Genomic DNA, 22,105 nt, shown 5'->3' on the forward strand with positions numbered 1-22,105 from the left:
ATCTATGAAGCTACTATCTATTAGGGTAGTAGCTTTTTCTTTATCACCTATCAACATGATTCGGACCAGAAAGGGAGAATTGCCTATGTCGTTAGAAATAACTTTCGTTTTAATTATGATTATTGTGATGTTTACTGCTATTTTATTAGAATTGGCGCGTCCAGACATGATTGTGTTTTCTGGGGTTGCAGTCTTTAAGTGATGTTTGTAACGGTGGTTATTGTGAATTTTGTATGATTTTAATAATTATTAGAAGGTGATTTTATGACAGTAAAGCAGTTAAATTTAGTTGACCTTTTTCAGGTTTCGCTAGAGGCTGGAAAAGAAATATTAGACGTTTATGCACAAGATTTTGATGTAGAATTTAAAGAAGATGAATCCCCATTAACCCAGGCTGATAAACGGGCACATGAATCGATAATGAAAGGATTAAATGCAATTGACTCTAGTATCCCTGTATTGAGTGAAGAGGGGAGAGAGATTCCATATAGTGAACGGAGAGAGTGGGGCTGTTTTTGGTTAGTAGATCCCTTAGATGGGACAAAGGAATTTGTTAAGAAAAATGGCGAATTTACCGTTAATATAGCGTTAATAGAAGGTAAATATCCTTCCATTGGTATCATCTATGCACCAGCATTAGACGTGTTTTATTTTGGCCGTGTTGGTGAAGGGGCTTATAAGTTAGAGAATGCTTCTAAAGTAGAGGTTTGTAGTGAGGAACAGTTAATGGAGAAAAGCGTGCTGTTACCTGAAATATCTGATAGTGACATGACACGTGCTGTCGCTAGTAGGTCACACATGTCAGAGGAAACGGAAGTATTCATTAAGGAATTAGAAGCCAAGTCTGGAAAAGTAGAAGTAGTTTCATCGGGGAGCTCTTTGAAGTTTTGCCTAGTTGCGGAAGGTAAAGCAGATTATTATCCAAGGTATGCACCAACGATGGAATGGGACACTGGAGCAGGACAAGCTATTGTTGAAGCGGCTGGTGGTAAAGTTACTAGATATGAAGATGATGAGAGATTTTATTATAATAGAGAGAATTTGTTAAATGGATGGTTTTTGGTTCAACGTTCTTAGATAATTAAGGTCCAAAAACTTCTGAGAAGCATGGATAGGGATTTTCAAATGAAATAAGGGAGTTGAATTTTATGAACATATTAGTAACCGGGGGTGCAGGTTACATAGGCTCTCATACTTGTGTAGCCTTACTTGAAGCAGGATATTCTGTAATTGTAGCGGATAATTTCTGCAATAGTCAGGCTGAAACACTAGAACAAGTACAACAAATAACAAATAAAGATATTACTTTTTATCAGATAGATGTAACTGAAGAAGATTCAGTGGAATCTATCTTTTTTAATCATGATATTGATGGTGTGATTCATTTTTCTGGTCTCAAAGCAGTAGGGGAGTCAGTAGAAAAACCATTAGATTATTATCAGAATAATATTGTCAGCACTTTGATTTTATCGAAAGTATGTCAGAAATATGGTGTTAGAAGATTTGTCTTTAGCTCTTCGGCAACAGTATATGGAGAGAATGAAGTGCCTTTTGTCGAAACGATGAATCTATTACCAACAACCAATCCTTATGGGGAAACGAAAGCAATGAGTGAGCGAATTTTGACTGATACTGCAAAAGCAAATTCTACTTTTTCCGTGTCATTACTTAGATATTTTAATCCAGTAGGTGCACATGAGAGTGGCTTGATTGGTGAATCACCTAATGGAGTTCCAAATAATCTTATGCCATATGTAACCCAAGTTGCTCAAGGGAAACTAGAGAAGTTAAGAGTATTCGGAAATGACTATCCAACAATAGATGGGACAGGGGTTCGCGATTATATTCATGTAATGGATCTTGCAGAGGGTCATGTAGCAGCATTAGAGAACCTCAAAGAAGGAGTAAACATCTATAATTTAGGTACTGGTCGGGGTACTAGTGTATTAGAGTTAGTACACGCTTTTGAAGAAGCTAATGGTGTTGAAGTTCCGTATGAAATTGTAGATCGTCGGCCGGGTGATATTGCTTCTTGTTATGCAGATGTCTCAAAGGCAAAGGAAGAACTTGGTTGGGTTGCGAGGCGAGATATTGTAGATATGTGTCGGGATGCTTGGCGGTTTGAGAGGAAGTATGAGGTAGAGTCGCTTTTTTGATTGGGTAAATTAGAATGAATATGGTTGTATGTATGCGTCCAAATTTACTTAATCAATCGAACATTTTTCTAGAGTGATAGCGGAAAATTAATGGCCCAATTAAGAAAGATTATACGGAAAGGAGTATTAGATGGAATTTAGCATTTATAAATTAGATACCACCAGAGAGAGCTTTAAGGATATACTAATTAACCATTATTACATGCATCAAGTAGGCGAGACAAAAACTCAGCAAGTTGAGAAAAGTATAGGTGAAAATCAGGTTTCAACTGAGTTAGTTATTGAGTTTTATTTTAGAAAAGACTCTAATGAGCAATCAATCTCATGGTACGATTACTGGTTTAAATTTTTTGATAGTGATGAAAATCATTACAAAAGTGTAGAATCTGCTTTTGGAGTTATTATTATTGAAATTGAAAATCACTTGTATGGCATTTCTCTGGGAAGAGGCCATCATTATACTAATAAAATAGCAGATTTAGATTTTGGTTTAGACATTGCTGAAATTATAATTCGTGAGAATTCTATTGATATAAAATCTGCAAAATTTTTTAAGCAAACAAAAAATAAATCACTAACTCAGTATAATAAGAATTCTTTTGTTACTAATGAAATAGGAGAAAGTAATGAGATGGTAATTGGTAAGATAGACATTGATGATAAATACCAAAATTGGGTAATTAGTGATTATTTGGATAGAGCTGTATTTGGTACACCACTAAAAATAAATGCGAGCAATTATGATCCATCAGAAATTATAGAAATTGTTTTTGAGGTACATTTTATTTCTATATATGAAAGTCATAATAGAAAACATAGTTTTCCTAGAATATCTATTTTAAAAAATAGTGAGGATAACGCATACAAAATTGCTAACTTAAACACTATTTTATTAAATGAATTAAAAAGTGATAAGGAACAATTAGACGTTTCTTTATCTTATTTTATTGAAAATGACGGTGACATATTAATAGAGCCTATTAATTCTGATATCGAATTAATTTACAGTAGGCGAAAGCATGAAGTTCCTTTTGATATAAACAAAATTAGTCAAAAAATAAAGGAATTAGATGTTGATGATATTGAAAAGGTGTCAATTAAACCGAAAATGAATCCCGAAAAAAGAATTCCACTTTTAAACTTCTTAGATTTCACTACCACTTATGAAAGTAAAAACTATTGCTTGTATAAGGGGAATTGGGCCCACTTTAATGCTTCTTATATTGAATTTATTGAAAGGGAAATTACTAAAGTAAATGAGATTACAACATACAACGAAGAATATAACCTTGACCAAAATCTCCTGGAGAGAGGAAAAGTTATAATAGATTCAAGTGACACGTATCATAATGTGTCTTATACAGAATATAAATATAATGTTTTCCTGCATGATAAATATGACTTTAAATTATTGGACAGAGAGAGAGAACATACAATTTTTAAGGAGGTGGAATTTGCAGACTTGTATGATGAAACAGATGCAAATTTAATTCATGTGAAAATAGGTTCAACCAAAGATCTTAGATATTGCATACAACAATCTTTACATAGTGCTGAACTATTTAACATCCACTCAAACTCTTTAGAAGAGTATGAAATAACAATTGTAACTGATATATCAATGTTGCTAGTTGTTGACTTTGAAAATATATTTGATTCAGATGGTAGAATTGATTTCGGAAAAAGTAAGTCTATATATTTTAAAACTGAAGTAATTGAATGGCATAATAGGTTAAGAAGCTTAGGATTTAATCCAAATATTATTGTGGCAAAAGATTTGAGATAGTTCATTCATTGAAGGGGTGGTCACAGTAACGCCCCGGATTATGGTTACCAATAAAACTTCTAAGCATAATGCTGTGTCAAACACCAAAAGGGTTGCAGTATAATTTCCAATTAATGTATGGTCACAGTGACATCCCGAAATTTGTCGAACAGGTAGGTTGTCAGCTGCTTTAAGGAGAAATTAGTAGTTTTTTCTCCTACTTGTGGAACGATATTTCGCATTATTGCTCCCTTTATCCTAACTCCTTGTGCATGTGATAATCATTCAATAAATCAGCAACATCTACTTGTCGTTTTTCTAAGTCTGGCCAATTGGGTGAGGCTTTTTTGTTTTGGTTAAACCAGTCAGGGATGACTTCATGCTTTTTAGCTTGTTGTTTCTTAAAAGCGGATGCTTCTGCTTGTGCTTCTTCAACAGAAGAGATGCCTTTTTTAGACCATGACTGCAGAATGCCTTTGACATAACTCCAGGATGCTTTATTATGTTCAAGTGCTTTTTTCATTGCTTCAATTACTAGGGTATCGCCTCAGCTAGCAATCCAATTCTGTAGCTCAGCTAATATGTATGGAGGAAGGCTGCCAAGGTTTTCTTTGTAAAACACGGCCGCGCTGTTTGTCGTTGGTGTTTGATTGTTTTGTTTAGGTCTTGTTTCTTTTTGTTTATTTAATGGGGCCATCTTTCGGACCGCATCCTGGTTCGTGGTGCTGGACACAGTCTGGTCCGCCCTGTCGTCTGTACTGTGGTCCAATATGGACGACAACGATGTTAGTTGATAGATAGGTGCTTGATTGCCACCTCTTGATAGTACGGAAATATACCCTTTTTCTTCTAACTCTTTTCTTGCTCGCTTGAAGGAGCTTTCCGTCAAGTTAGTTTTTACTCGTAAGACAGAAGCTGCTACGGTAAATTGCTTCTTCCAGCCTGCTTTATTATTAATATGGATCAAGACGTACCACAAAAATGCCGGCAGATGGGGAGAGCGGATTTGTTTCGATTTGGTTATAATAGGCGTTTATTTCTTTGATATAGTTCATGAGAGACTTCCTTTCATTTTTAAGTATAAAGGTAAAATGGAAACAAACGTTGATGTGTTTTTGAAGCAAGCATATAGTGATACGAAGATAGGATTGTGACACATTCAGCAGTACGATGCATTTGTTTTTCTAAAAGATAGAAAGATTCTTTCATTGGGAGCTGGTATTCATTTTTGAAGATGATTGAAGATGGAGTATTTGCTTGAGATGTTTTGGAATTTGAGACAATTGACTTAACGTGGTGATAAAAGATCCAATGACAGTGGAATTGACTTGGAGAGCATGTTGGGAAAGCATAAATATTTAAAAATGGGTCAATAGGAATAGGAATTTTCTTTTTAGAATTGGTTAGGTAAATAACAGCTGACCGCCGTCCATCATAGGAAGAACCCGCCTTTAAGCAAGCACTTCCAATCAGTTGGAGTGGTGTTCGCTTCACTAATAACTGACGGTTGCAGTCCAAAACAATCGTGTAGTAATCGAGGTGAGCGGCTGGTAAGAGAGCCATTGTTTGTTCGTTGACATCATAGTTAGACAAGATTTTGGTCATGGAAAGACACTCCTTTGCGGGGGTTGTATTTATGTTTTAGTTTCGAATGTAAAAGGCGAAGATTAGTATCGAATTATCGATACTAAGGATGAGAGCGAGCTGTGGAGAAGGAAATTACTCGTCGTCAGGATAGTATTTTTTAAATTCTTGTTCATATTGCTCCCAAATGTCATCAAGACTAATATCCAGAGCCTTAGCTAGTCTACCAATCGTAACAAATTGCGGCTCTTTTTTATTGCCGCGTTCGATATGACCGAGGTGATCTTCATCCATTTCGGCTTGTTCAGCTAAGTAAGCAATTGTCCAAGTTTTATCTTTTGCTTTTCTTTCTAATCTTAAATCTCGTATGATTTGACCAAGTATGCGACCATCTAATCCCTTATTTTTCAAGGTTATCCCCTTTTTTGAACCTATTATCTAGTTTGGGTAAGAGAAATGGTACGTGCAGGTGCACGTATTCGGGGTATTTTTTAAGAAAAAATTGGTCATTTGTGGAAATAAGATAAAGTCACAGTGAGGTCCCGGGATTTGTAGAACAGAAATCGGTACCAGGTACCCCATATGGACAGATTGTCATATTTTTCAATGTATGAGGACAGTTTGGTGTGATAAAAGGGTGACTTATTCAGGTTTGGACTCTTTTTGTAGATTTTTTCAGGGATTAGATTATTTGGAATATGAACCGATATCGGGTACCCAACCGTAAATTTTAAAAGGATAAGATTGCAAAGAAGGAAACCAGCATGCACATCGCTGTGCTCATCATCTGCTTTTTTAAAATTTAATTGGAAACTTACATCTCTAATTCTTAAAGCTTACAATTGATTTAATGTTGGATGTGTCAATGGATTTAGAACGTTGAATGGAATGAATGTGGTTGTAAAAGAACCAATTGCATTCGAACTGGCTTTGTGAATTTGTAGGAAAGGCATAAATATTTTTTATCCGATCAATGGGGATTGGGATTTTCTTTTGAGAGCCTGTATAGAATGTGATTGCTTCTTGTATTCCATAATAGGAGCAACCAGCCTCTATGCAATCCAGTTTGATGAGCTGTATGGGGGGCGTGTGTAAAGCTCACATTCAGTTTCAATATTAATAGTGTCATAATCAAAGTGCTTGGCTGGTTTTAAATCCATCGTTTTTTCAGTGATTTTGTAACCACGTAATATTTCTGTCATAGAGAGGACACTCCTTTTGGGAATTGAATATAGAAAGGGTAAATGTAGGGGGGATAACAAATTAGAATTCAAAAAAACATGTAGAAAGTTGAAACAAAACTGGATTTTTTTCGTAAAGAATAAGTGATACCATAGATTAATTTTCAAGAATATTAATAAAAAATAGAAGGGAGAAAAAGTTGATGTCTGCCTATTTTGTACAATTAGTTACTACGGCGACATCATGCTCCATCAAGAATGTAGATTTCTTCTACGATAAATATCCTAAATCGGTTACCATATAAATCTATTTATAATCTCCAATCTAATTAAGCTTCTCAAACAATGATAGAAAGACAACAATGCGGAAGGACGATGGACAATAGTGATAGACCCTAATGTATCGGGTATACAATCGAGTTTAAGGTAAGGAAGTAGGCTATGATAAATGAAAAAGAACAATGATTATAATTCTAAAATAGATAATAAATTAAAACCAATAGACGCAATAATGAAGTCCCTTTATATTGATGAGGTTAAATCAATCAGTAGTGACATGATTGAAAGTGGAATAGATTCTTTCTTGGAGTCAGAAGTGCTCCAACACATTCCTATAGTTAAATCAGTTCATTCTTTGGCAAAAGTATCTTTTGCTATTAGAGAGAAATACCTTCTGGCTAAAACTATTGTTTTTATACAAACTCTTAATCAAGGTAACGCCAATACTGAAGAAATTGAAAAGAGAAAAATTGCAGCAGAAAATAATGAAAAATGGTTACAGAAAGAAGTTGAGTTGATCACCTTTCATTTAGATCGATTAGATGAAGTGGAAAAAGCTAAAATAACTGCGGTCTTCTATGTTCAATACATTAATCAAAAGATTTCTTGGGGAGAATATAGAGAACTTCTTGCAGTTGTTGAACGAGTATTTTACCAAGACTTCATACAATTGTTAGATTTTCATAACGCATCACTTGAAAAGAAAAAGGTCGATGAATATATTAGTGCTGGCTATGACGGCGGTGTGGTAATTAAAAACATAAGACAATTAAAATGTGAAAGATTGCTAGCTGTTGGATTAGTACAAGTTCAAAGAAGTCCAGTATCAAATGGTATTCATTCAGACTATAGTCTATCTAGTCTTGGACAAAAGTTTGCTGATGTTTTGATAAAGATAAAATGGAATGATGATAACCTTTAGTTTAACGGATCGACGGCCAAGCGTGACGTTACAGCTTTTTTACGTGATTCATGGTGTTTCGAAATAATATTATGTCTGACGTTCCGAAATTTGTCGGATAGAGGTGCAGGAGATTCTAGTATGGAATCAGAAGATGAAAATTTATTAGCTCATCTTTATACCAACATATAATAACCCGGAAGTCGGTACCAGGTACCCAATATGGACAGATTGGGACTAATTTTGTAGATTTTTCAGTGATTAGATTATTTGGAATATGAACTGATATCGGGTATCCAACCCTAGATTGAAAAAAGGGGGGCACCTTAATTTTCAAAATTGCTAAAAAATAGTTTAGGAAGGAGAAGGGCTATTGTACAGGTTTAGAAGTGTGGCAAATTTAATAGGACCCTATCAAGAGCTAGAAAAACAACAAATCTATTTTGCAGCATTGGAGGAATTAAACGATCCGATGGAAGGAATGCGCCGTTATTATTTCCGGGGAGACAGAGTGGTTTGGGAGAATTTTTTCAAGCACTACCTACTTTGTTTAGAACATGTCCTACTAGTTTCTAGGGTGTTACCGGAAGATGAAGCGATAAAGAAAGAGGATGTTCCAGTTTTTAAAAGCCAAAGAGATTTACCTACAGATATGTATCAAGAACGAATTGAAAATATAAATGACAGTTTCTTTTCTAATAGGTTTGTGCAATCATACTTAAAGGTTCTAATTGAAAATCCAAATAAGATTTATATGGAAGAAATGTATGTTCATTTGAAGATACTATCTTTTGAAGCGATACAAGCTATTCTTGAAGTTGATGTACAAAATGGCTTATTCACTTATCCAGAAAACAAAAGGTTTGATAGGAAAGACATTGCTTTAGATTTGGATTTTCCAGAACCATCGGAGCTTTATTCAGATGGCGAAGCTTATCGTGAGTTAATGGACACTTTATATGATTTAGTGAAAGCCTGGGATAACGAGTTATTATTTAAATTAAAGGATTCTCCTAAACAACAAAGCATACAGATAGAATTTCCGCAAATGTATCTGGATTCCATTGTAAAATTGACATACCCTGAAGCTTTTGTGGCATGTTTTATGGATAATTGTTCAAATTCAGCAATATGGGGGACTTACGGCGTAAATCATACAGGTGTTTGTTTAAAATATAATAGCGATGATAAAGTAAACCCGGCATTACCATTGAAAACAATTACGGGCTACAGTTCAAACGGTTTTCATCATGAGTACCGACAGCTTCCGCTAAGACCAATCGATTATTCCTCGGAGTTTGAGGATTTCGACTTTTTCCAGAATATAGGTAGACTACCACAATGGCAATTAATCGAACAATGGTACACAGACAAAAAAGGAAAGAAAAGCGTTTGTGGTGAAAAGTTTTTCGATGATATAGATCAATGGAGAAAAGACTATTGGAATCGATATGAAAAGGCATTTTTAAAAAAGCTACCCGAATGGTCACATGAAAGAGAATACCGAATTATATTGAGTAGCGCTTTAAACACTTATAGTATTAAAAATAATAGGCTATTAGAATATAAATTTGAGGATTTAGAGGCAATTATTTTTGGAATAAGAACTCCGAAAGAAGCTAGGACTGAAATAATGGAAATAGTAAAAAGAAAGTGTGGAGAGACTGGGCGAGAACATTTTAAGTTTTATGAAATGGCATATTCTACTAGTACTGGGAAACTGTATCAAAGGAAGTTAAATTTCTTAGGTTAAAGGTATTGGGGTTGCAGCCCCTGAAGGTATTGTCACAGTGACGCCCCGGATTTTGTCGAAAGGCATGAGGAAAGCTCTGTAGAGAAAATTTTTGAGGGAGTTTTTTTTATTGGTATAACCGTATCAATTGAACCTTCAATTATATATTATATTTATGATTGTTAGTTCATATAACAAGCCCTAATTCCTAACGAGGAGTGAGGGTTTTTTTAATTTAGAGGGATAAATAGTTTCAAACACTAAAGCTAACCAATGCAGAGCCTGTTACTATAGTTGAAAGCTACATATCCTTGGTTACTGATCTGTATCTTCATAAATCAGGTTAATATTTATATCAACTACTATAATAATTGAATTCATGATTACGGCCAATGAAATTTATCACCATTGCCATACTTTTTATCACCCTGTTACAAAGATTTTACTAGTAAACTGTCGTTTACCACTAAATACCTTAGTGTAATTGATGAGCACTATACAAACTAGGATACATTCTAGTGCTGCATCGTAGACTAAATAATGCGTAATTGATTAAGGAAAACTATTCTTTAGAAGTTAACAAAGAAGCAAGAAAATGAGGGAAGCAAGATGCTAGGTATGAATGCTGTGAAAAATGGATGAGTTCATTACCGTTCCAACACTATTGAAACATTAATGAAATGCTCATCCTAAAATGTTATGCATGAATAGTTATTTCAATACTTTTATTTTCAGTAGGTTTTATCGTTAGCGTTTCCTCTATTTCATCAAAATTAATTTCATTAAATGATGAGGAGAAATAATCTCTAGGTAGTCTTAATGTTGAGTAACTAAACTCTCTAATTGAAATATCGTAAGCGCCATAAGTGTTTGTTTGAAAATGAACTTCATATGTTTCTTTCTTGTTAAATCCTGCACCATAAACAGATACTAAAAAGTCTTCAGAGAATGAAGAACGGTTACTAGGATCAACAAGAGAAATGAAACTTCGGACTGCATTTGTATTTTGGGTAGCCTTGGTATTCATCTAATCACCTCAAAAAAATTATAAACTATGTGGATAAATTTAACAATTAAGAATCTTCTTATAAATCTAATTAATCATTTATGTAAAATACCAAATGAAATCAAGTCATTTGTTGTACAGTACAAATATACTATTCAATAACCATAAGCCTAATTCTTCGATGACAACTAGGAGGAATAGGCTTTTTAACTTTTAAATTACGTTAATGGTAAAAAACATGGCAGAGATGGTACCTTCTTGTGGCCGTATGTTATTGTCACAGTGACGATCCGGATTTTGTTGGAGGTTGAGGGGTGTTTGTTCACTTCTCTTTTTAGTTTTTTTGTTGTTTTACAGGATTTTGGATTTTTTTGTAGAAATGTAAACTCAAGATACTTATCTTTTCTTAAGAAAGCCCCTCTTACCGAAATCGGTTGTCAGGTCCTATTTATGACCGAATAGATATTCTCTTATCTTTGAAATCGGTGAATGTCAACCAGCCTAAGAAAGAGAGCGGTGTGGTCACAGTGACACCCGGAATTTGTCTGTCGAGTTGCGGGTAGTTAGAATGATCGTTCATCGTAAGAAAACCAACTAATATGATTTTTCACAACGCCCGCTTCCTATCCAAATAATCAGTTAATAAATCAACCGTACTTGACTGATCATCAGTAGCACCAGGCAGTTTACGAGAAGGCTGTTGGTTTGGACTTTTATGCCAATCCGGGATGACTTCTTGTTTCACGTGCATAGGCTTCTGGTGCAGTGTTCGTTGTTTTTGCTTAAAAGCTTTCATGTCTGCTTCAACATCCGCTAGGCTAGTTAACCCTTTGTCCTTCCATGTTTGCAAAATAGCTTTCACATAGTTCCACTTAATGTGATTCCGCTCTAACGCTTGTTTCATTGCTTCAAGTATTAATGCTTCATTAAGGTTCTCCACCCAACTGGTTATTTCTTTTTTTACGTACGGCGTTATTTTCCCAAAGTTTTCTTCATAAAAGCTGGCAACAACATTGTTTGTTGTTTTTATAATATCGTCTTTTTTTGTTTCAACATTTTCTTGTTTAGTTAATGGGGCAGGTTTGTGGTTCATCCTGTCGTCCATATTGCTGTTCACTTTATCGTTGGCTTTGTGTTTACTAATGTTGTTCTCTTGTATTTCATTGCTTATGTAGTGACTATTGGGCTCCGTAGTGAAGGTCAAACTAATCATTTGATAGATAGCGGATTGGTTACCACCACGAGACTGGAAGTGGATATAGCCTTTCTCTCTCAATTCCTCCCGCGCTCGTTTAAAGGTACTATCCTTTAATTGTGCTTTTACAGCAAGTACATTGGCTGCAACGGTGAATTCCTTTCTCCAGCCAGCTTTGTTATTAATTTGCATTAAGGCATGCCACAACAGGACGGCAGCATTTGATAGCGGATTAAATTCCAGGTGATTATAAAACGCATTGATTTCTTTTATGTAGTTCATGAGATTTTTTCCTTTCGATGGGGTTTTGGGATTAGATTTTTGTACGAAGTTTGATTAAAGACTGAGTTGCTGGTGCTGCTGAGAAGCTATTTGAAGAATACAAATGGCTGTACGTTGTCGTTGTTTTTCCAACTGGTAATAGGATTCACGCATGGGAATTTGTTGTTCATTTTTAAAGGTAATAATAGACTTGTGTATGGCATGACCTAAGGCGAGATGGTGCGGATGTATCGACTTGATGTGGTGGTAGAAGAGCCAGCTGCAATCAAATTGACTTGGAGACTGGGTAGGAAAGGTGTAAATGTTTTGAACAGGATCAATTGGAATTGGCACTTTCTGTCTTAAGTTCGTTTGATACATGACAGCGGATCGCCTTCCTTCATAGGACGAGTAAGCTTCTAAGCAAGCTTGTTTGATAAGTTGAAAAGGGGTTTTCTTGATGAAAAGCTGCCGGTTGCGTTCGTATACGATGGTGTCGTATTCGATCTGAGCAGCGGAGGTTAGTGCCATGGTGTTTTGGTTGATAGAGTAGTTTGATAGAATCATTGTCATTGTGAGGACTCCTTTTTGGTGGGATTGGTATCAGTAGAGTGGGTGAATCGAATATTTAAGTACATGCGGAGAGCGAATGATGTGGTGAAGTAGCCATAAGACAACATTCGTTATGACTACTCTTCATCATCAAATTCAGCTTCATAGGGTCCTAGATTTTCACAAATTTCTTGAATGATCGGATCCACTTTAAACCCAAATTTACGATGAAGTTTTATGAGTGTTGTAAACGATGGGTGATTTTGGCCGAGCTCAAGTTTACTAAGTTTTTTGTCACTCAATTTAATTTCTTCAGCAAACTCTACTTGTGACTGGCCTCTACTTGATCTTAAATGCTTCAAATTCTTCCCAAACATTTTACCTATATGTTCTTTTCTATCCAATGCTGACCCCACCTTTTTTAGCTATTATCTAGTTGGATGGGAAAAATTCACACAACCTATAGGTAGAATTATGGGAATAAATGGAAAATAGTAATAAAAAATTTATGGAGGAAGGATGTTTGAGTTCAGGAGGGTGGCACCATAAAAAAAGACATAGGGTCAGCTGATACCTAATTTGTTTAAAGAACAAAAACCTAGTAGGGGGGGCGAGCATGGAAGAAACGGACAGCTATAGATATCGCCCCTGGTACTGCTGCAGGTATTGCCAATACGACAGTGAAAGTATTTCAATCAGAAATTCCGATCCCAAGGGTTCGCATAAGAGGAAGGAAGTTGAGAGAAAATCCGTGATCGGTTGCGCATAAACCGGAGAAAATTGAGAGAAAATCCCGAGACAGTGCGCATAAGCCGGGGAAAGTGAAAGTAAATCCAGATTCGGTACGCATAACCGGTGGAAAGATGAGAGTAAATTCTGGGATTGTGCGCATAACGCTTCAAAGTTGAAAGAAAAACATCGAATGGTGCTCACATCTGGATATCTGGCTGGGACGTGGGACCTGTCCCCGTGTCCCACGAGGCATTTTTTGGTGAATTTTACCGAAATTTGTATGTATTTCCTTTCGATTTTAAACTATATAGAGTATCCTAATAGTAGATAAAGGAATAGGAGGATAACGCTATATGGGGAATAAGAAAACAGTTGGGAAACTTGTTGCATCCTCGGTTGCAGCTACATCCGTATTGGCAGCTGTATCGCCAGCTTCGATCGACGCAGCGGAAGTCGAGGATTTTACGGATGTAAAGCTCGGGGGTTCACACTATGATTCTATTAAAGCACTAACAGAACAAGGGGTTATCAGTGGGCATACATCAACAGAATATGGTGTATACGCAGGGATGGAACGGGTACACAGTGCTGTTATGTTTGCTCGTGCCCTTGATTTGGAAGTGCCATCTGACACGGATGCAGTACTAGATACATATGAGGATGTAGATAGTGATCATGAATATGCGGAGGAGATTGCTGCGGTTACAGATGCAGGAATTTTCCGAGGAAGTGGTGGCTATTTTGGTCCATCCAATACGCTAACAAGAGAGCAAATGGCAACAACAATCGTGAAGGCGTTTAAATTAGAGGATGATGGATACGAATCTATCGTTCATCTAGATAATGTCAGTCCATCACATAGAAGTGGAGTGAAAATCCTTGCACGGTATGGCATTACGAATCAATTAGATGATTTTCGTCCAAAGGAATTGGTGAAGCGTGGCCAGTTTGCTACTTTTGTTTATAGGGTACAGCAGATATTGGAAGAACAAAATTCGGGAGAACCTTCCATTGAAAAGGTTGAAGCCAATAATCTTAAACAAATTGAGATTACCTTACAGGGTGACATTGATATAGAAGCTGCTAAAAACAGTCGTCATTATGAACTTGAGAATGAAAACGGAAAAGAGCTTGATTTCACGATAGCATTTGAAAGTGATGAAGATGTACAAGCAGCCTCCAATTCAAAGAAACTACTGTTAACGATTGATGATTTGGATGTACCAGAAAATCAGGATGTTCTTACATTAACGATTGATGAGGAAGTAGCAGGGGAAGAAGTCAAGGAGGAAATTGAATTCTTTGATACGGTTGTCCCTGAAGTAACGAATACAGAAGTGATTGGTAGTAGTACTGTTAAAATATCCTTCAGTGAGCCACTTGCTGTTAAAGAATCAGACGGCGATTGGGTCCATTTATTTACTGGAGAAACGTTAGAAGAGTTATTTGAAATAGAACAAGATGGAGATGACCTTTTTGTAAGGTCAGTGAATTTTAACAAAAATAATACAGAAGCAATTGTTGAATTTTACTCCAGCTTTGATGAAGGATATCTAGATTTAACAATCGATCCAGGATTAGAGGATTATGCAGGGTTAAGGTTAAAGGATACAGAATATAGCCTTCGCGTTATTTCGGATGAAGATGCACCAGAGGTAGTTGGATATAAGAACGCAACGCCAAATAGTGTGACGTTGGTTTTTGATGAAGAGATCCTTTTAACTTCATCTGCTGATTATGATCATTTCTACCATACGAATAGTAGTAACACGGTTGACGAAGAAGCAAATACAACTACTGGTTATGGTGCAGAAGTTGATGGAAAGGAACTGACTTTATATTTTAAAGATTCAACATTGCCTAGTGGAACAGCATATATATTTATTGACGGAAAATCATTACTAGATCACTGGGATAATGTGAAAGCCTCTCAAACTCGACTAGAGGTTTCGATCGAAGAAGATGAAACCAAACCAGAAGTAGAAAATGTGGAGTCCGTGGCAGAAGATGAGATTGAAATAACCTTTTCCGAAGAAATTGATGAAGATTCTGTCGACGAAGCTAATTTTAGCATTGTAAATAGTCAGGGGCAGGACATAAGAGTAGACGATATCGTTGTTGATGGAGATCTAATTAGCGTCACATTTAGAGACAAAGTGACTGGCAGACATATGATTGAATTGGAAGGAGTAGAAGATTTATCTGGTAATGAGATGAGTCCTGCTAATTATGAATTTAATGTTGAAGACTCCACGCCAATTAAGACAGACGAAGTAAGTGCAAAAATTTACGATAATAACGACGATTTTTGGCTAGCAGTGGTTCACTTCCCAGAACCGATGGCCACCTCAGGCAAGTATGCGATCAATGATTTAGATAATTATCAAATCAATGGAAAAATATTATCTGACTTAGAAGATGTAGACATAGATGTAACGGATAATCAAACGACGGTTGAGCTTCAAATCCCTAAGCATCAAGAGGATGATTTTTCCATTAGTGAAAACGATGATATCACGATTGCTCGTATTGCGGATGAATCAGGTAATGCCATCAGTGCCTACAGCTTTGATGTGAATTTGGATAAGCAAGGATTTGTAGAAATTGATAGAATTGAAGTTACTGAAGTAGATACACTAGAAATCTATTTTGATGATCAAGTTGCCTTGGATATTGATGATTTCTCTTTTGAAAATGATAATGTAACGATTGATCCAGCTGGCGTTTCCGTATCAAGTGAAGATGGTAGATCAGTGGTGACTATCCAATTGTCAGAAGAGATCGCTTATGATCTTAGTGACTTTGAAGTTATTGTTAATCGAAACAATACAGAAAACCGCTATGGAGAGAAAATAAAGTACTACTCCCCTGGCGAAGTAACGCTATTGGATAAGATTGCCCCAGAGGTATTATTTGATGGTGACGGTGACCCAGAAGTTGAATTAGAAGAGAGTAACAATCGAATTAACCTCACATTCACGGAATCACTAGCAGCTATCGGTACAGATAGTGATGAAATTAATTCCTTATTGGCCTCTCTCGATTTAGTGATAGAAGATGAAGATGGAGAGGAATTAACACCAGGGACGGAATACTCATTAGCCACAAAATCGTGGGATGATAGTGTACTAGAGATTACGTTTAAAGGTGCGTATGAGGATTACAAAGGAACACTGGATATTGCTATTGAAGATCCATCCTATATCATGGATGCAGAAAAAATTGAGGGATCCGGTGCGAACCTCGTAGAAGAAGTAGATGGAATTTCAGTAAATGTTGATTTTGAATGATAAGTGGGGAGCTGGCCTTGGGGCTGGCTCTTTGTTTCATTTAATAGAAAGTATTAAGGACCCGGTTGTGAAATGGAGTGAGAGTAAATCTGGGGTTTGTGCGCATAAATCGATTGTAAGTGATAGTAAATCATGATTCTGTGCGCAAAAACAGGCGAAAGATGAGAGTAAATCTTGGTGCTGTGCGCATAAACGGTGGAAAGATGATAGAAAACCCCGTGAAGTTGCACATAAACGAAGGGAAGTTGAGAGAAACTCCGGGATTGGTGCACATATACGAGTAGAACCTGGTTGTTATTCCTGGATACAAGAATGTATGTTCTTTTTTATTTATCGTTTTCTCTTAGAAAGTAGTATAATAGAGGAGTAACTACATTGTATGGTGGGCGGTTGGCCATCTCTCTTGCAGAAGGGAGGTGGTAGAAATGACGACATATGAAGCATTAAGCTTAGTAGCTCAATTCTGTATAACGTTATTAGCAGCATTGACACTTGTTGTAACTATTGTCGTCTTTCTAAACAGAAAGAAGTAACCGCCCTAGACCAAGGATAATGGTTACTTCTTCTGTTTATACTTATAAAACTTTGGTCAGCCGCTCTTCATGCGGCATGTAGTTACTTTACCGGATGGTACCAGCCACTCGGTATTCTTTATTATATTATAAATGTGATTATATATGCAGTCAAATCAAGAAGGAATGGTCACAGTGACGTCCTAATTGAATCAAACAACCCTTTTGCAATAGCAGTGTTGGCAGCAAAATATGCGAACGAATCCAAAGAAGATGAAGAAAAAAGATATCGCTTCAAACGAAAACTTTTTCGATTAATTTTGCAAAAGAGTAGTTATCCTCCAGTAGAACGCCGCATTTATATAGCTACACTCATTTACTTCATTGATTATTTACTTCAGATTCCGTTAGAATTAACCAAAAAATTAAGGGGGGGTAAAAGAAATGGTGTACATGGATCGTGAAAATTTGCCAAAATCTTTGGCAGAGTGGGAGAAGATATTTAAAGACGAGGGAAGAGAAGAAGGAAAGGCAGAAAATGACAGAGCAGTTGCTCGTAGGATGCTAAATGATGGTATGTCATTAGAATTAGTTGCAAAATATGTAACGTTATCTAGAAAACCACCCTACGCCGTCCAAAGCAAAAGGGTGGTTCCCATAAAAAATAAACTTTGACAACCATCACCCTGACGGTAGGGGTTGCAGAGAGAAGTGAACATTCGCTTCTCTCTTTAAATTATTATATTATAATCGTACTTACTTATGCAGTCAACAAATAGCCGGTCACAGTAACACCCCGGAATTTTTCGAACAAATGTGCCTAGATATTGCAACCGAATTGTAGAAAATAAAGTAATTTATCTTGAGTGGATAAGTATGATGTGGCAATAAGTAAGGGTTTTTTAATTGGCAAATGGCAATTTAAGTAAGTTGAAATGTGCTTGTTTATTATATTTAGTAGTATAATAGATTGGTAACTACATAAAGCGGATGGGCGGTTGACCATCTCCCGTAAGAAGGGAGGTGGAAAAATGACGATATATGAAGCAATCAGTGTTGCATTAACATCAAGTTTGGTTCTTCTTAATGGGCTTGCAGTTGTTGTTCAAATCGTCAAAGAAATAAGAAAAAAGTAACCGTCCAGCGCCCCGACAAAGGTTAGGAAAGGTTACTTTTCTCTAAGTAATATACTTAACTTTGGTCAGCCGCTCTTCATGCGGCATGTAGTTGCATTGACCGAGTATTAGTCCTACTCGGTCTTCTTTAATATATTATAATTGGACTTATATATGCAGTCAAATTTCGGGAAATGCTTGGTCACAGTGACGTCCCGGGATTTGTCGAATATGACAAACAAAATGCGATTGTAAAAGTAATAGCAGAGAATGAAACAAACTCAAATGATACAGGGTATGTACTTGTTAGGAGTTAGGGATTTTATTTATTGTTCCTCTCTTGTTTAAATAACGAACAAGTGTTCCGTTTTTATGCTATAATAGAGATATTAAAATAAGGATGTGATAAAATAGTGGCAAGTAATTTAGTATTAGAAAAACCATCCCAATATGGAGTAACAGATTATGACGGTCTTTGGAAACAGTTGATTCATGAGTTGTTTGAAGAGTTTACCCTGTTTTTTCTACCAAATCTCGCCGAGGAAATTAATTTTTCTAGGAAGCCAGATTTTTTACAACAAGAGCTTTTTCAAGAAATAGTAAAAGAAAAAAAGGGAAAACTAGTTGCCGATCAAATTGTGAAGGTATATTTAAAAAGTGGTGAGGAAAAGTGGATCCTCATTCATGTCGAAGTTCAAGGAGATCCAGATCCTGATTTTCCAAAGCGAATGTTCCGTTATTATTATCGAATCTATGACAAATTTAATCGAGACATTGTTGCGATCGCATTGTTAACAGATGACTCTAAAGGTTTCAGGCCTGATACACACCACTATTCCTTGCATGGTACTTCATTAACGTACAAATATAATATGTATAAATTTAATGATCACGAAGAAAAAGAACTAATTGAATCAAACAACCCTTTTGCAATAGCAGTGTTGGCAGCCAAATATGCGAACGAATCCAAAGACGACGAAGTAAAAAGATATCGCTTCAAACGAAAACTTTTTCGATTAATTTTGCAAAAGAGTAGTTATCCTCCAGTAGAACGCCGCATTTATATCGCTACACTCATTTACTTCATTGATTATTTACTTCAGATTCCGTTAGAATTAACCAAAAAATTAAGAGATGAACTCATCCAAACAAAGGGGGTAAAAGAAATGGTGTACATGGATCGTGAAAATTTGCCAAAATCTTTGGCAGAATGGGAGAAGATATTTAAAGAAGAAGGAAGGCAGGAGGGAAAGCAAGAAGGAAAAAAAGAGGGAAAAGAAGAAGGAAAAAAGTCAGTGGCGATTGAGCTTTTAAAAGCAGGTATGTCTGCAGAGTTTGTAGCAAAGCATGCGAAATTGCCACCTGAAAAGGTAAAGGAAATGGCGGATGACCTGTGAATTAATCATTTTTGGTGCCTAGTCACCACCCGAGAATTGGTGGATTTTACTAAAGAAGTTGCTGATATATTATTAGCAGTTTCTTTAGTTATGGGGGATTTTTCTTGTCATATCTTTGACTTCTGCATCCATCCAATCAGATCCTACCTATTATGACGACATATGAAGCATTAAGCTTTGTAGCTCAATTCTGTATACACTTTCAAGTTTTTAACCTTATTCGGTTGAAAATATAAGAAAAACTTCGACACTCGTTATAGGACATGGCGAATGTTGAGATATTCTAAACATTATTAGCAGCATAGACACTTGTTGTAAGTGTTGTCGTCTTTCTAAACAGAAAGAAGTAACCGTCCCCATGACCAAAGGATGACGGTTACTTCTTCTATTTATAATTATAAAACTTTGGTCAACCGCTCTTTATGCGGTCTGTTACGTTACCGAGTGGTACCAGCCACTCGGTATTCTTTATTATATTATAAATGTGATTATAAGTCGCTAATGAAGAGCCGGTTCTGGGGAGGTGGTTGATCAGATTGCCGGGGATAGTTGCACATACCCCGGATGTAGTTGAGAGTAAATCCAAAAGACGTGCGCATAAAGTGATTTAAGATGAGAAAAACTCCGAGGATCGTGCACATAAATCGGTAAAAGATGAGAGAAACTCCGAGGAGTGTGCGCATAAATCGATTAAAGCTGAGAACAAATCCATGAAAGTTACTCATAAATCGAACTGAAAAGAAGGAGGATTCCTAATGGGATCCTCCTTCTTTTGGAATTAATACAGTGCCGGTTGTGGGAAGGGGCCAGACCCCCGGTCCCCACAAAAAAAGGAACACGTGCTACAACACCCTTTTGGTGATTTTTATAAAAATCTTTATAGTTTTGCATGTTTTAGACCTAACCCGATAAGCATCCAGGGGTCTGGTCCATCAGATAGACATTAGTCTTCAGTAAGAGGACAGATAAAGGATTGTAAATACTTTTTTGACAAACCGAAAGGTTTGTCTTATGAGGAAAGAATAACGAAAGTTTGAGAAAAGAAAGGCGTTATCATTATTTTATCAATCAAAAAACGGGAGGTTCTCCATTTTCCCTTCGCATAGAATTGATTGTTTGCTTGATTTCTAATAAAAAGTCATCTTTAAGAGATAGAGCTTTTTCCATGAGAATATGTTCTTGTTCGCTTGTTAAGTTGTGCATTTCAAACTTAATTCTATTTCCTCTCATCCATCCAATAAAGGTTAGTTGTTGATCTGTAATGTGTTGTGTCTTATAAAGAATTATTTCGGTGAGGAACTCCTTATTATGTCTATGTTTAAACGCCTCGAGCCAAATTTTATTTATAGTCCCTTCTGCATTCATTTCTTTGGATCTTTGACTATATTGTGGTGGAGCCTTTAAGTAATATTTTATTACCTTAGCTGGCTTTAATAGAAAATTGGCAATCTCACTAATGGTCATGTTGAATTCATGATGAAGTTTTACGATGATTTGATTTCGGTCATGCCAATCAATGATTCGGTTCTTAAATATCCAATCAAGGGTTAGTAAATATCTCTCTGACTCGTTTAATTTGTCATAAGTTTTGCATAAGATAAGTTGGTTATTATTTCTGTTTTCTAAATAAGCATAGTAAGAAGTATAGCCACCAACAAGTATATAGTTGCCTGTCTTTTCATTTAAAACGAGCTCACAGATTTCTGAGTCATGGACATCAGCTTGTATTTTTTGTAGCTTGCGATCAATATGTATTCTCGGGATCTTCAGGTTATTGATAAGAGGCTCAATATTTTTAGGGTGGATGTATGTAAATTGGTTTGGGCGTAGGTTTTTCATAGGCTGTCAAATCCTTTCATTAACAACCTATGTTAGATAATATTTGTCCTATTCTATAAATCTAAGTCGATAGTTCCTTTATCTGTAATCACTTACAATTTGTCTCTAATTAATAAATGTCAACGATAAAATGTACATTTTTGATTGTTTAAGTATGTACAATTTTGTTTATTAGTGACTCCTGGGAATTTGTCGAACAGGTAGGTTGTCAGCTGCTGAAGGAGGATCCCCCGTTGTTTTGCTCTTTATCCCAACTCCTTTTGCATGCAATAATCATTCAATAAATCAGCAACATCTACTTGTTGTTTTTCTAAGTCTGACCTTTTGGCTGAGGCTTTTTTGTTTTGCGTAAACCAGTCAGGGATGATTTCTTGTTTAATTGGGCGATAGGGGCGTGACTGCTTGTGCTTCTTCAACAGAGGCGATGTCTTTTTCGGACCATTACTGCTTGTTTTGTTTAGGTCTTGTTTTATCTTGTTTATTTAATGGGGCAGTAGTTTGGTCCAAGTTTTGGTGTCAGCGTATAATGGTAAATAAGTCAACCACCATTTTTAAGTAAAAAAGACCGACCTTAACTAAAACTCTTAAAATCGCTTTTTAAAAAGTTC

General features: G+C 36.2%; 25 protein-coding genes. 13 read left to right on the plus strand and 12 right to left on the minus strand.

What is annotated here, in order from left to right; all coding sequences use genetic code 11:
• The first annotated feature begins 4 nt into the window (after nucleotides 1–4).
• The 4 genes from JOC48_RS09155 (at nucleotide 5) to JOC48_RS09170 (ending at nucleotide 3,942) form a co-directional block, all read left to right on the plus strand.
• Nucleotides 5–202 (plus strand): hypothetical protein, encoded by a 198-nt coding sequence (locus tag JOC48_RS09155; protein ID WP_204498940.1) that lies wholly within the window; start codon nucleotides 5–7, stop codon nucleotides 200–202.
• Between the two features lie 62 nt (nucleotides 203–264).
• Nucleotides 265–1,077, plus strand: a complete 813-nt coding sequence (cysQ, locus tag JOC48_RS09160) for a 3'(2'),5'-bisphosphate nucleotidase CysQ (protein WP_204498941.1) — start codon at nucleotides 265–267, stop codon at nucleotides 1,075–1,077.
• Nucleotides 1,078–1,148: 71 nt separating this feature from the next.
• Nucleotides 1,149–2,156: a UDP-glucose 4-epimerase GalE gene (gene galE, locus JOC48_RS09165; RefSeq protein WP_204498943.1), complete on the plus strand. Its 1,008-nt coding sequence runs from the start codon at nucleotides 1,149–1,151 to the stop codon at nucleotides 2,154–2,156.
• A 130-nt stretch (nucleotides 2,157–2,286) separates the two neighbouring features.
• Nucleotides 2,287–3,942, plus strand: a complete 1,656-nt coding sequence (locus JOC48_RS09170; RefSeq protein ID WP_204498945.1) for a DUF6119 family protein — start codon at nucleotides 2,287–2,289, stop codon at nucleotides 3,940–3,942.
• Nucleotides 3,943–4,174: 232 nt separating this feature from the next.
• Here the strand turns inward: JOC48_RS09170 and JOC48_RS09175 are convergent, their stop codons facing one another.
• The 6 genes from JOC48_RS09175 to JOC48_RS09200 form a co-directional block, all read right to left on the minus strand.
• Entirely contained in the window at nucleotides 4,175–4,453 is a 279-nt protein-coding gene (locus JOC48_RS09175; RefSeq protein ID WP_338024263.1) for a DnaD domain-containing protein, read from the minus strand.
• A 15-nt stretch (nucleotides 4,454–4,468) separates the two neighbouring features.
• Nucleotides 4,469–4,888 carry a hypothetical protein gene (locus tag JOC48_RS09180; RefSeq protein WP_204498948.1) on the minus strand — a complete coding sequence of 140 codons (420 nt, stop codon included), beginning with the start codon at nucleotides 4,886–4,888 and terminating at the stop codon, nucleotides 4,469–4,471.
• Nucleotides 4,889–4,995: 107 nt separating this feature from the next.
• Nucleotides 4,996–5,526 (minus strand): competence protein ComK, encoded by a 531-nt coding sequence (locus JOC48_RS09185; RefSeq protein ID WP_204498949.1) that lies wholly within the window; start codon nucleotides 5,524–5,526, stop codon nucleotides 4,996–4,998.
• Nucleotides 5,527–5,640: 114 nt separating this feature from the next.
• Entirely contained in the window at nucleotides 5,641–5,916 is a 276-nt protein-coding gene (locus JOC48_RS09190; protein WP_204498950.1) for a helix-turn-helix domain-containing protein, read from the minus strand.
• Between the two features lie 411 nt (nucleotides 5,917–6,327).
• Complete coding sequence (locus tag JOC48_RS21765) at nucleotides 6,328–6,585, minus strand: competence protein ComK (protein ID WP_204498999.1); 258 nt, start codon at nucleotides 6,583–6,585, stop codon at nucleotides 6,328–6,330.
• Nucleotides 6,558–6,707: a hypothetical protein gene (locus JOC48_RS09200; RefSeq protein ID WP_204498951.1), complete on the minus strand. Its 150-nt coding sequence runs from the start codon at nucleotides 6,705–6,707 to the stop codon at nucleotides 6,558–6,560. Before JOC48_RS09200 ends, JOC48_RS21765 begins: the two co-directional genes overlap by 28 nt.
• Before the next feature lie 427 nt (nucleotides 6,708–7,134).
• On the opposite strand from JOC48_RS09200, the gene JOC48_RS09205 reads away from it, so the two are divergent.
• Together JOC48_RS09205 and JOC48_RS21665 are read left to right on the plus strand one after the other, a co-directional pair.
• Complete coding sequence (locus JOC48_RS09205; protein ID WP_204498953.1) at nucleotides 7,135–7,887, plus strand: hypothetical protein; 753 nt, start codon at nucleotides 7,135–7,137, stop codon at nucleotides 7,885–7,887.
• Nucleotides 7,888–8,257: 370 nt separating this feature from the next.
• On the plus strand, nucleotides 8,258–9,619 hold the full coding sequence (locus tag JOC48_RS21665) for a DUF2971 domain-containing protein (protein WP_204498955.1): 1,362 nt from the start codon (nucleotides 8,258–8,260) through the stop codon (nucleotides 9,617–9,619).
• A 676-nt stretch (nucleotides 9,620–10,295) separates the two neighbouring features.
• Here the strand turns inward: JOC48_RS21665 and JOC48_RS09215 are convergent.
• From JOC48_RS09215 to JOC48_RS09230, 4 genes are all read right to left on the minus strand, one after another.
• Complete coding sequence (locus JOC48_RS09215) at nucleotides 10,296–10,625, minus strand: hypothetical protein (RefSeq protein WP_204498957.1); 330 nt, start codon at nucleotides 10,623–10,625, stop codon at nucleotides 10,296–10,298.
• Between the two features lie 586 nt (nucleotides 10,626–11,211).
• Nucleotides 11,212–12,081, minus strand: a complete 870-nt coding sequence (locus tag JOC48_RS09220; protein ID WP_204498959.1) for a DnaD domain-containing protein — start codon at nucleotides 12,079–12,081, stop codon at nucleotides 11,212–11,214.
• A gap of 54 nt (nucleotides 12,082–12,135) precedes the next feature.
• Nucleotides 12,136–12,633 carry a competence protein ComK gene (locus JOC48_RS09225; RefSeq protein ID WP_204498962.1) on the minus strand — a complete coding sequence of 166 codons (498 nt, stop codon included), beginning with the start codon at nucleotides 12,631–12,633 and terminating at the stop codon, nucleotides 12,136–12,138.
• A gap of 116 nt (nucleotides 12,634–12,749) precedes the next feature.
• Entirely contained in the window at nucleotides 12,750–13,016 is a 267-nt protein-coding gene (locus JOC48_RS09230; protein ID WP_204498964.1) for a helix-turn-helix domain-containing protein, read from the minus strand.
• 681 nt (nucleotides 13,017–13,697) lie between these two features.
• On the opposite strand from JOC48_RS09230, the gene JOC48_RS09235 reads away from it, so the two are divergent.
• The 7 genes from JOC48_RS09235 to JOC48_RS09255 all read left to right on the plus strand — a co-directional run bounded on the left by JOC48_RS09235 (nucleotide 13,698) and on the right by JOC48_RS09255 (nucleotide 19,658).
• Nucleotides 13,698–16,634, plus strand: coding sequence for an S-layer homology domain-containing protein (locus JOC48_RS09235; RefSeq protein ID WP_204498966.1), 2,937 nt, complete (start codon nucleotides 13,698–13,700; stop codon nucleotides 16,632–16,634).
• Nucleotides 16,627–16,770: a hypothetical protein gene (locus JOC48_RS09240; RefSeq protein WP_204498967.1), complete on the plus strand. Its 144-nt coding sequence runs from the start codon at nucleotides 16,627–16,629 to the stop codon at nucleotides 16,768–16,770. Before JOC48_RS09235 ends, JOC48_RS09240 begins: the two co-directional genes overlap by 8 nt.
• 289 nt (nucleotides 16,771–17,059) lie before the next feature.
• Nucleotides 17,060–17,167 carry a putative holin-like toxin gene (locus JOC48_RS21255; protein WP_239584277.1) on the plus strand — a complete coding sequence of 36 codons (108 nt, stop codon included), beginning with the start codon at nucleotides 17,060–17,062 and terminating at the stop codon, nucleotides 17,165–17,167.
• Between the two features lie 134 nt (nucleotides 17,168–17,301).
• Nucleotides 17,302–17,610 (plus strand): hypothetical protein, encoded by a 309-nt coding sequence (locus JOC48_RS09245; RefSeq protein WP_204498968.1) that lies wholly within the window; start codon nucleotides 17,302–17,304, stop codon nucleotides 17,608–17,610.
• Nucleotides 17,591–17,821: a hypothetical protein gene (locus JOC48_RS09250; protein WP_204498969.1), complete on the plus strand. Its 231-nt coding sequence runs from the start codon at nucleotides 17,591–17,593 to the stop codon at nucleotides 17,819–17,821. Before JOC48_RS09245 ends, JOC48_RS09250 begins: the two co-directional genes overlap by 20 nt.
• A 356-nt stretch (nucleotides 17,822–18,177) precedes the next feature.
• Nucleotides 18,178–18,282, plus strand: coding sequence for a putative holin-like toxin (locus tag JOC48_RS21670; protein WP_338024262.1), 105 nt, complete (start codon nucleotides 18,178–18,180; stop codon nucleotides 18,280–18,282).
• A 392-nt stretch (nucleotides 18,283–18,674) separates the two neighbouring features.
• Nucleotides 18,675–19,658, plus strand: a complete 984-nt coding sequence (locus JOC48_RS09255) for an RpnC/YadD family protein (RefSeq protein WP_204498970.1) — start codon at nucleotides 18,675–18,677, stop codon at nucleotides 19,656–19,658.
• A 1,068-nt stretch (nucleotides 19,659–20,726) separates the two neighbouring features.
• On the opposite strand, the gene JOC48_RS09260 is transcribed toward JOC48_RS09255, so the two are convergent.
• Together JOC48_RS09260 and JOC48_RS09265 are read right to left on the minus strand one after the other, a co-directional pair.
• Nucleotides 20,727–21,497, minus strand: coding sequence for a hypothetical protein (locus JOC48_RS09260; protein ID WP_204498971.1), 771 nt, complete (start codon nucleotides 21,495–21,497; stop codon nucleotides 20,727–20,729).
• A gap of 245 nt (nucleotides 21,498–21,742) precedes the next feature.
• Entirely contained in the window at nucleotides 21,743–21,913 is a 171-nt protein-coding gene (locus JOC48_RS09265) for a hypothetical protein (RefSeq protein WP_204498973.1), read from the minus strand.
• Nucleotides 21,914–22,105: the final 192 nt, after the last annotated feature.

This window comes from Aquibacillus albus (assembly GCF_016908325.1).
Taxonomy (GTDB): domain Bacteria; phylum Bacillota; class Bacilli; order Bacillales; family Amphibacillaceae; genus Aquibacillus_A; species Aquibacillus_A albus.

Excerpts from the sequence above, each read along its gene's own strand:
- JOC48_RS09155 (WP_204498940.1), top strand. The coding sequence starts at position 5 with ATGAAGCTACTATCTATTAGGGTAGTAGCTTTTTCTTTATCACCTATC.
- cysQ (WP_204498941.1), top strand. The coding sequence starts at position 265 with ATGACAGTAAAGCAGTTAAATTTAGTTGACCTTTTTCAGGTTTCGCTA.
- galE (WP_204498943.1), top strand. The coding sequence starts at position 1,149 with ATGAACATATTAGTAACCGGGGGTGCAGGTTACATAGGCTCTCATACT.
- JOC48_RS09170 (WP_204498945.1), top strand. The coding sequence starts at position 2,287 with ATGGAATTTAGCATTTATAAATTAGATACCACCAGAGAGAGCTTTAAG.
- JOC48_RS09185 (WP_204498949.1), bottom strand. The coding sequence starts at position 5,526 with ATGACCAAAATCTTGTCTAACTATGATGTCAACGAACAAACAATGGCT.
- JOC48_RS09200 (WP_204498951.1), bottom strand. The coding sequence starts at position 6,707 with ATGACAGAAATATTACGTGGTTACAAAATCACTGAAAAAACGATGGAT.
- JOC48_RS09205 (WP_204498953.1), top strand. The coding sequence starts at position 7,135 with ATGAAAAAGAACAATGATTATAATTCTAAAATAGATAATAAATTAAAA.
- JOC48_RS09215 (WP_204498957.1), bottom strand. The coding sequence starts at position 10,625 with ATGAATACCAAGGCTACCCAAAATACAAATGCAGTCCGAAGTTTCATT.
- JOC48_RS09220 (WP_204498959.1), bottom strand. The coding sequence starts at position 12,081 with ATGAACTACATAAAAGAAATCAATGCGTTTTATAATCACCTGGAATTT.
- JOC48_RS09225 (WP_204498962.1), bottom strand. The coding sequence starts at position 12,633 with ATGACAATGATTCTATCAAACTACTCTATCAACCAAAACACCATGGCA.
- JOC48_RS09235 (WP_204498966.1), top strand. The coding sequence starts at position 13,698 with ATGGGGAATAAGAAAACAGTTGGGAAACTTGTTGCATCCTCGGTTGCA.
- JOC48_RS21255 (WP_239584277.1), top strand. The coding sequence starts at position 17,060 with ATGACGACATATGAAGCATTAAGCTTAGTAGCTCAATTCTGTATAACG.
- JOC48_RS09250 (WP_204498969.1), top strand. The coding sequence starts at position 17,591 with ATGGTGTACATGGATCGTGAAAATTTGCCAAAATCTTTGGCAGAGTGG.
- JOC48_RS21670 (WP_338024262.1), top strand. The coding sequence starts at position 18,178 with ATGACGATATATGAAGCAATCAGTGTTGCATTAACATCAAGTTTGGTT.
- JOC48_RS09260 (WP_204498971.1), bottom strand. The coding sequence starts at position 21,497 with ATGAAAAACCTACGCCCAAACCAATTTACATACATCCACCCTAAAAAT.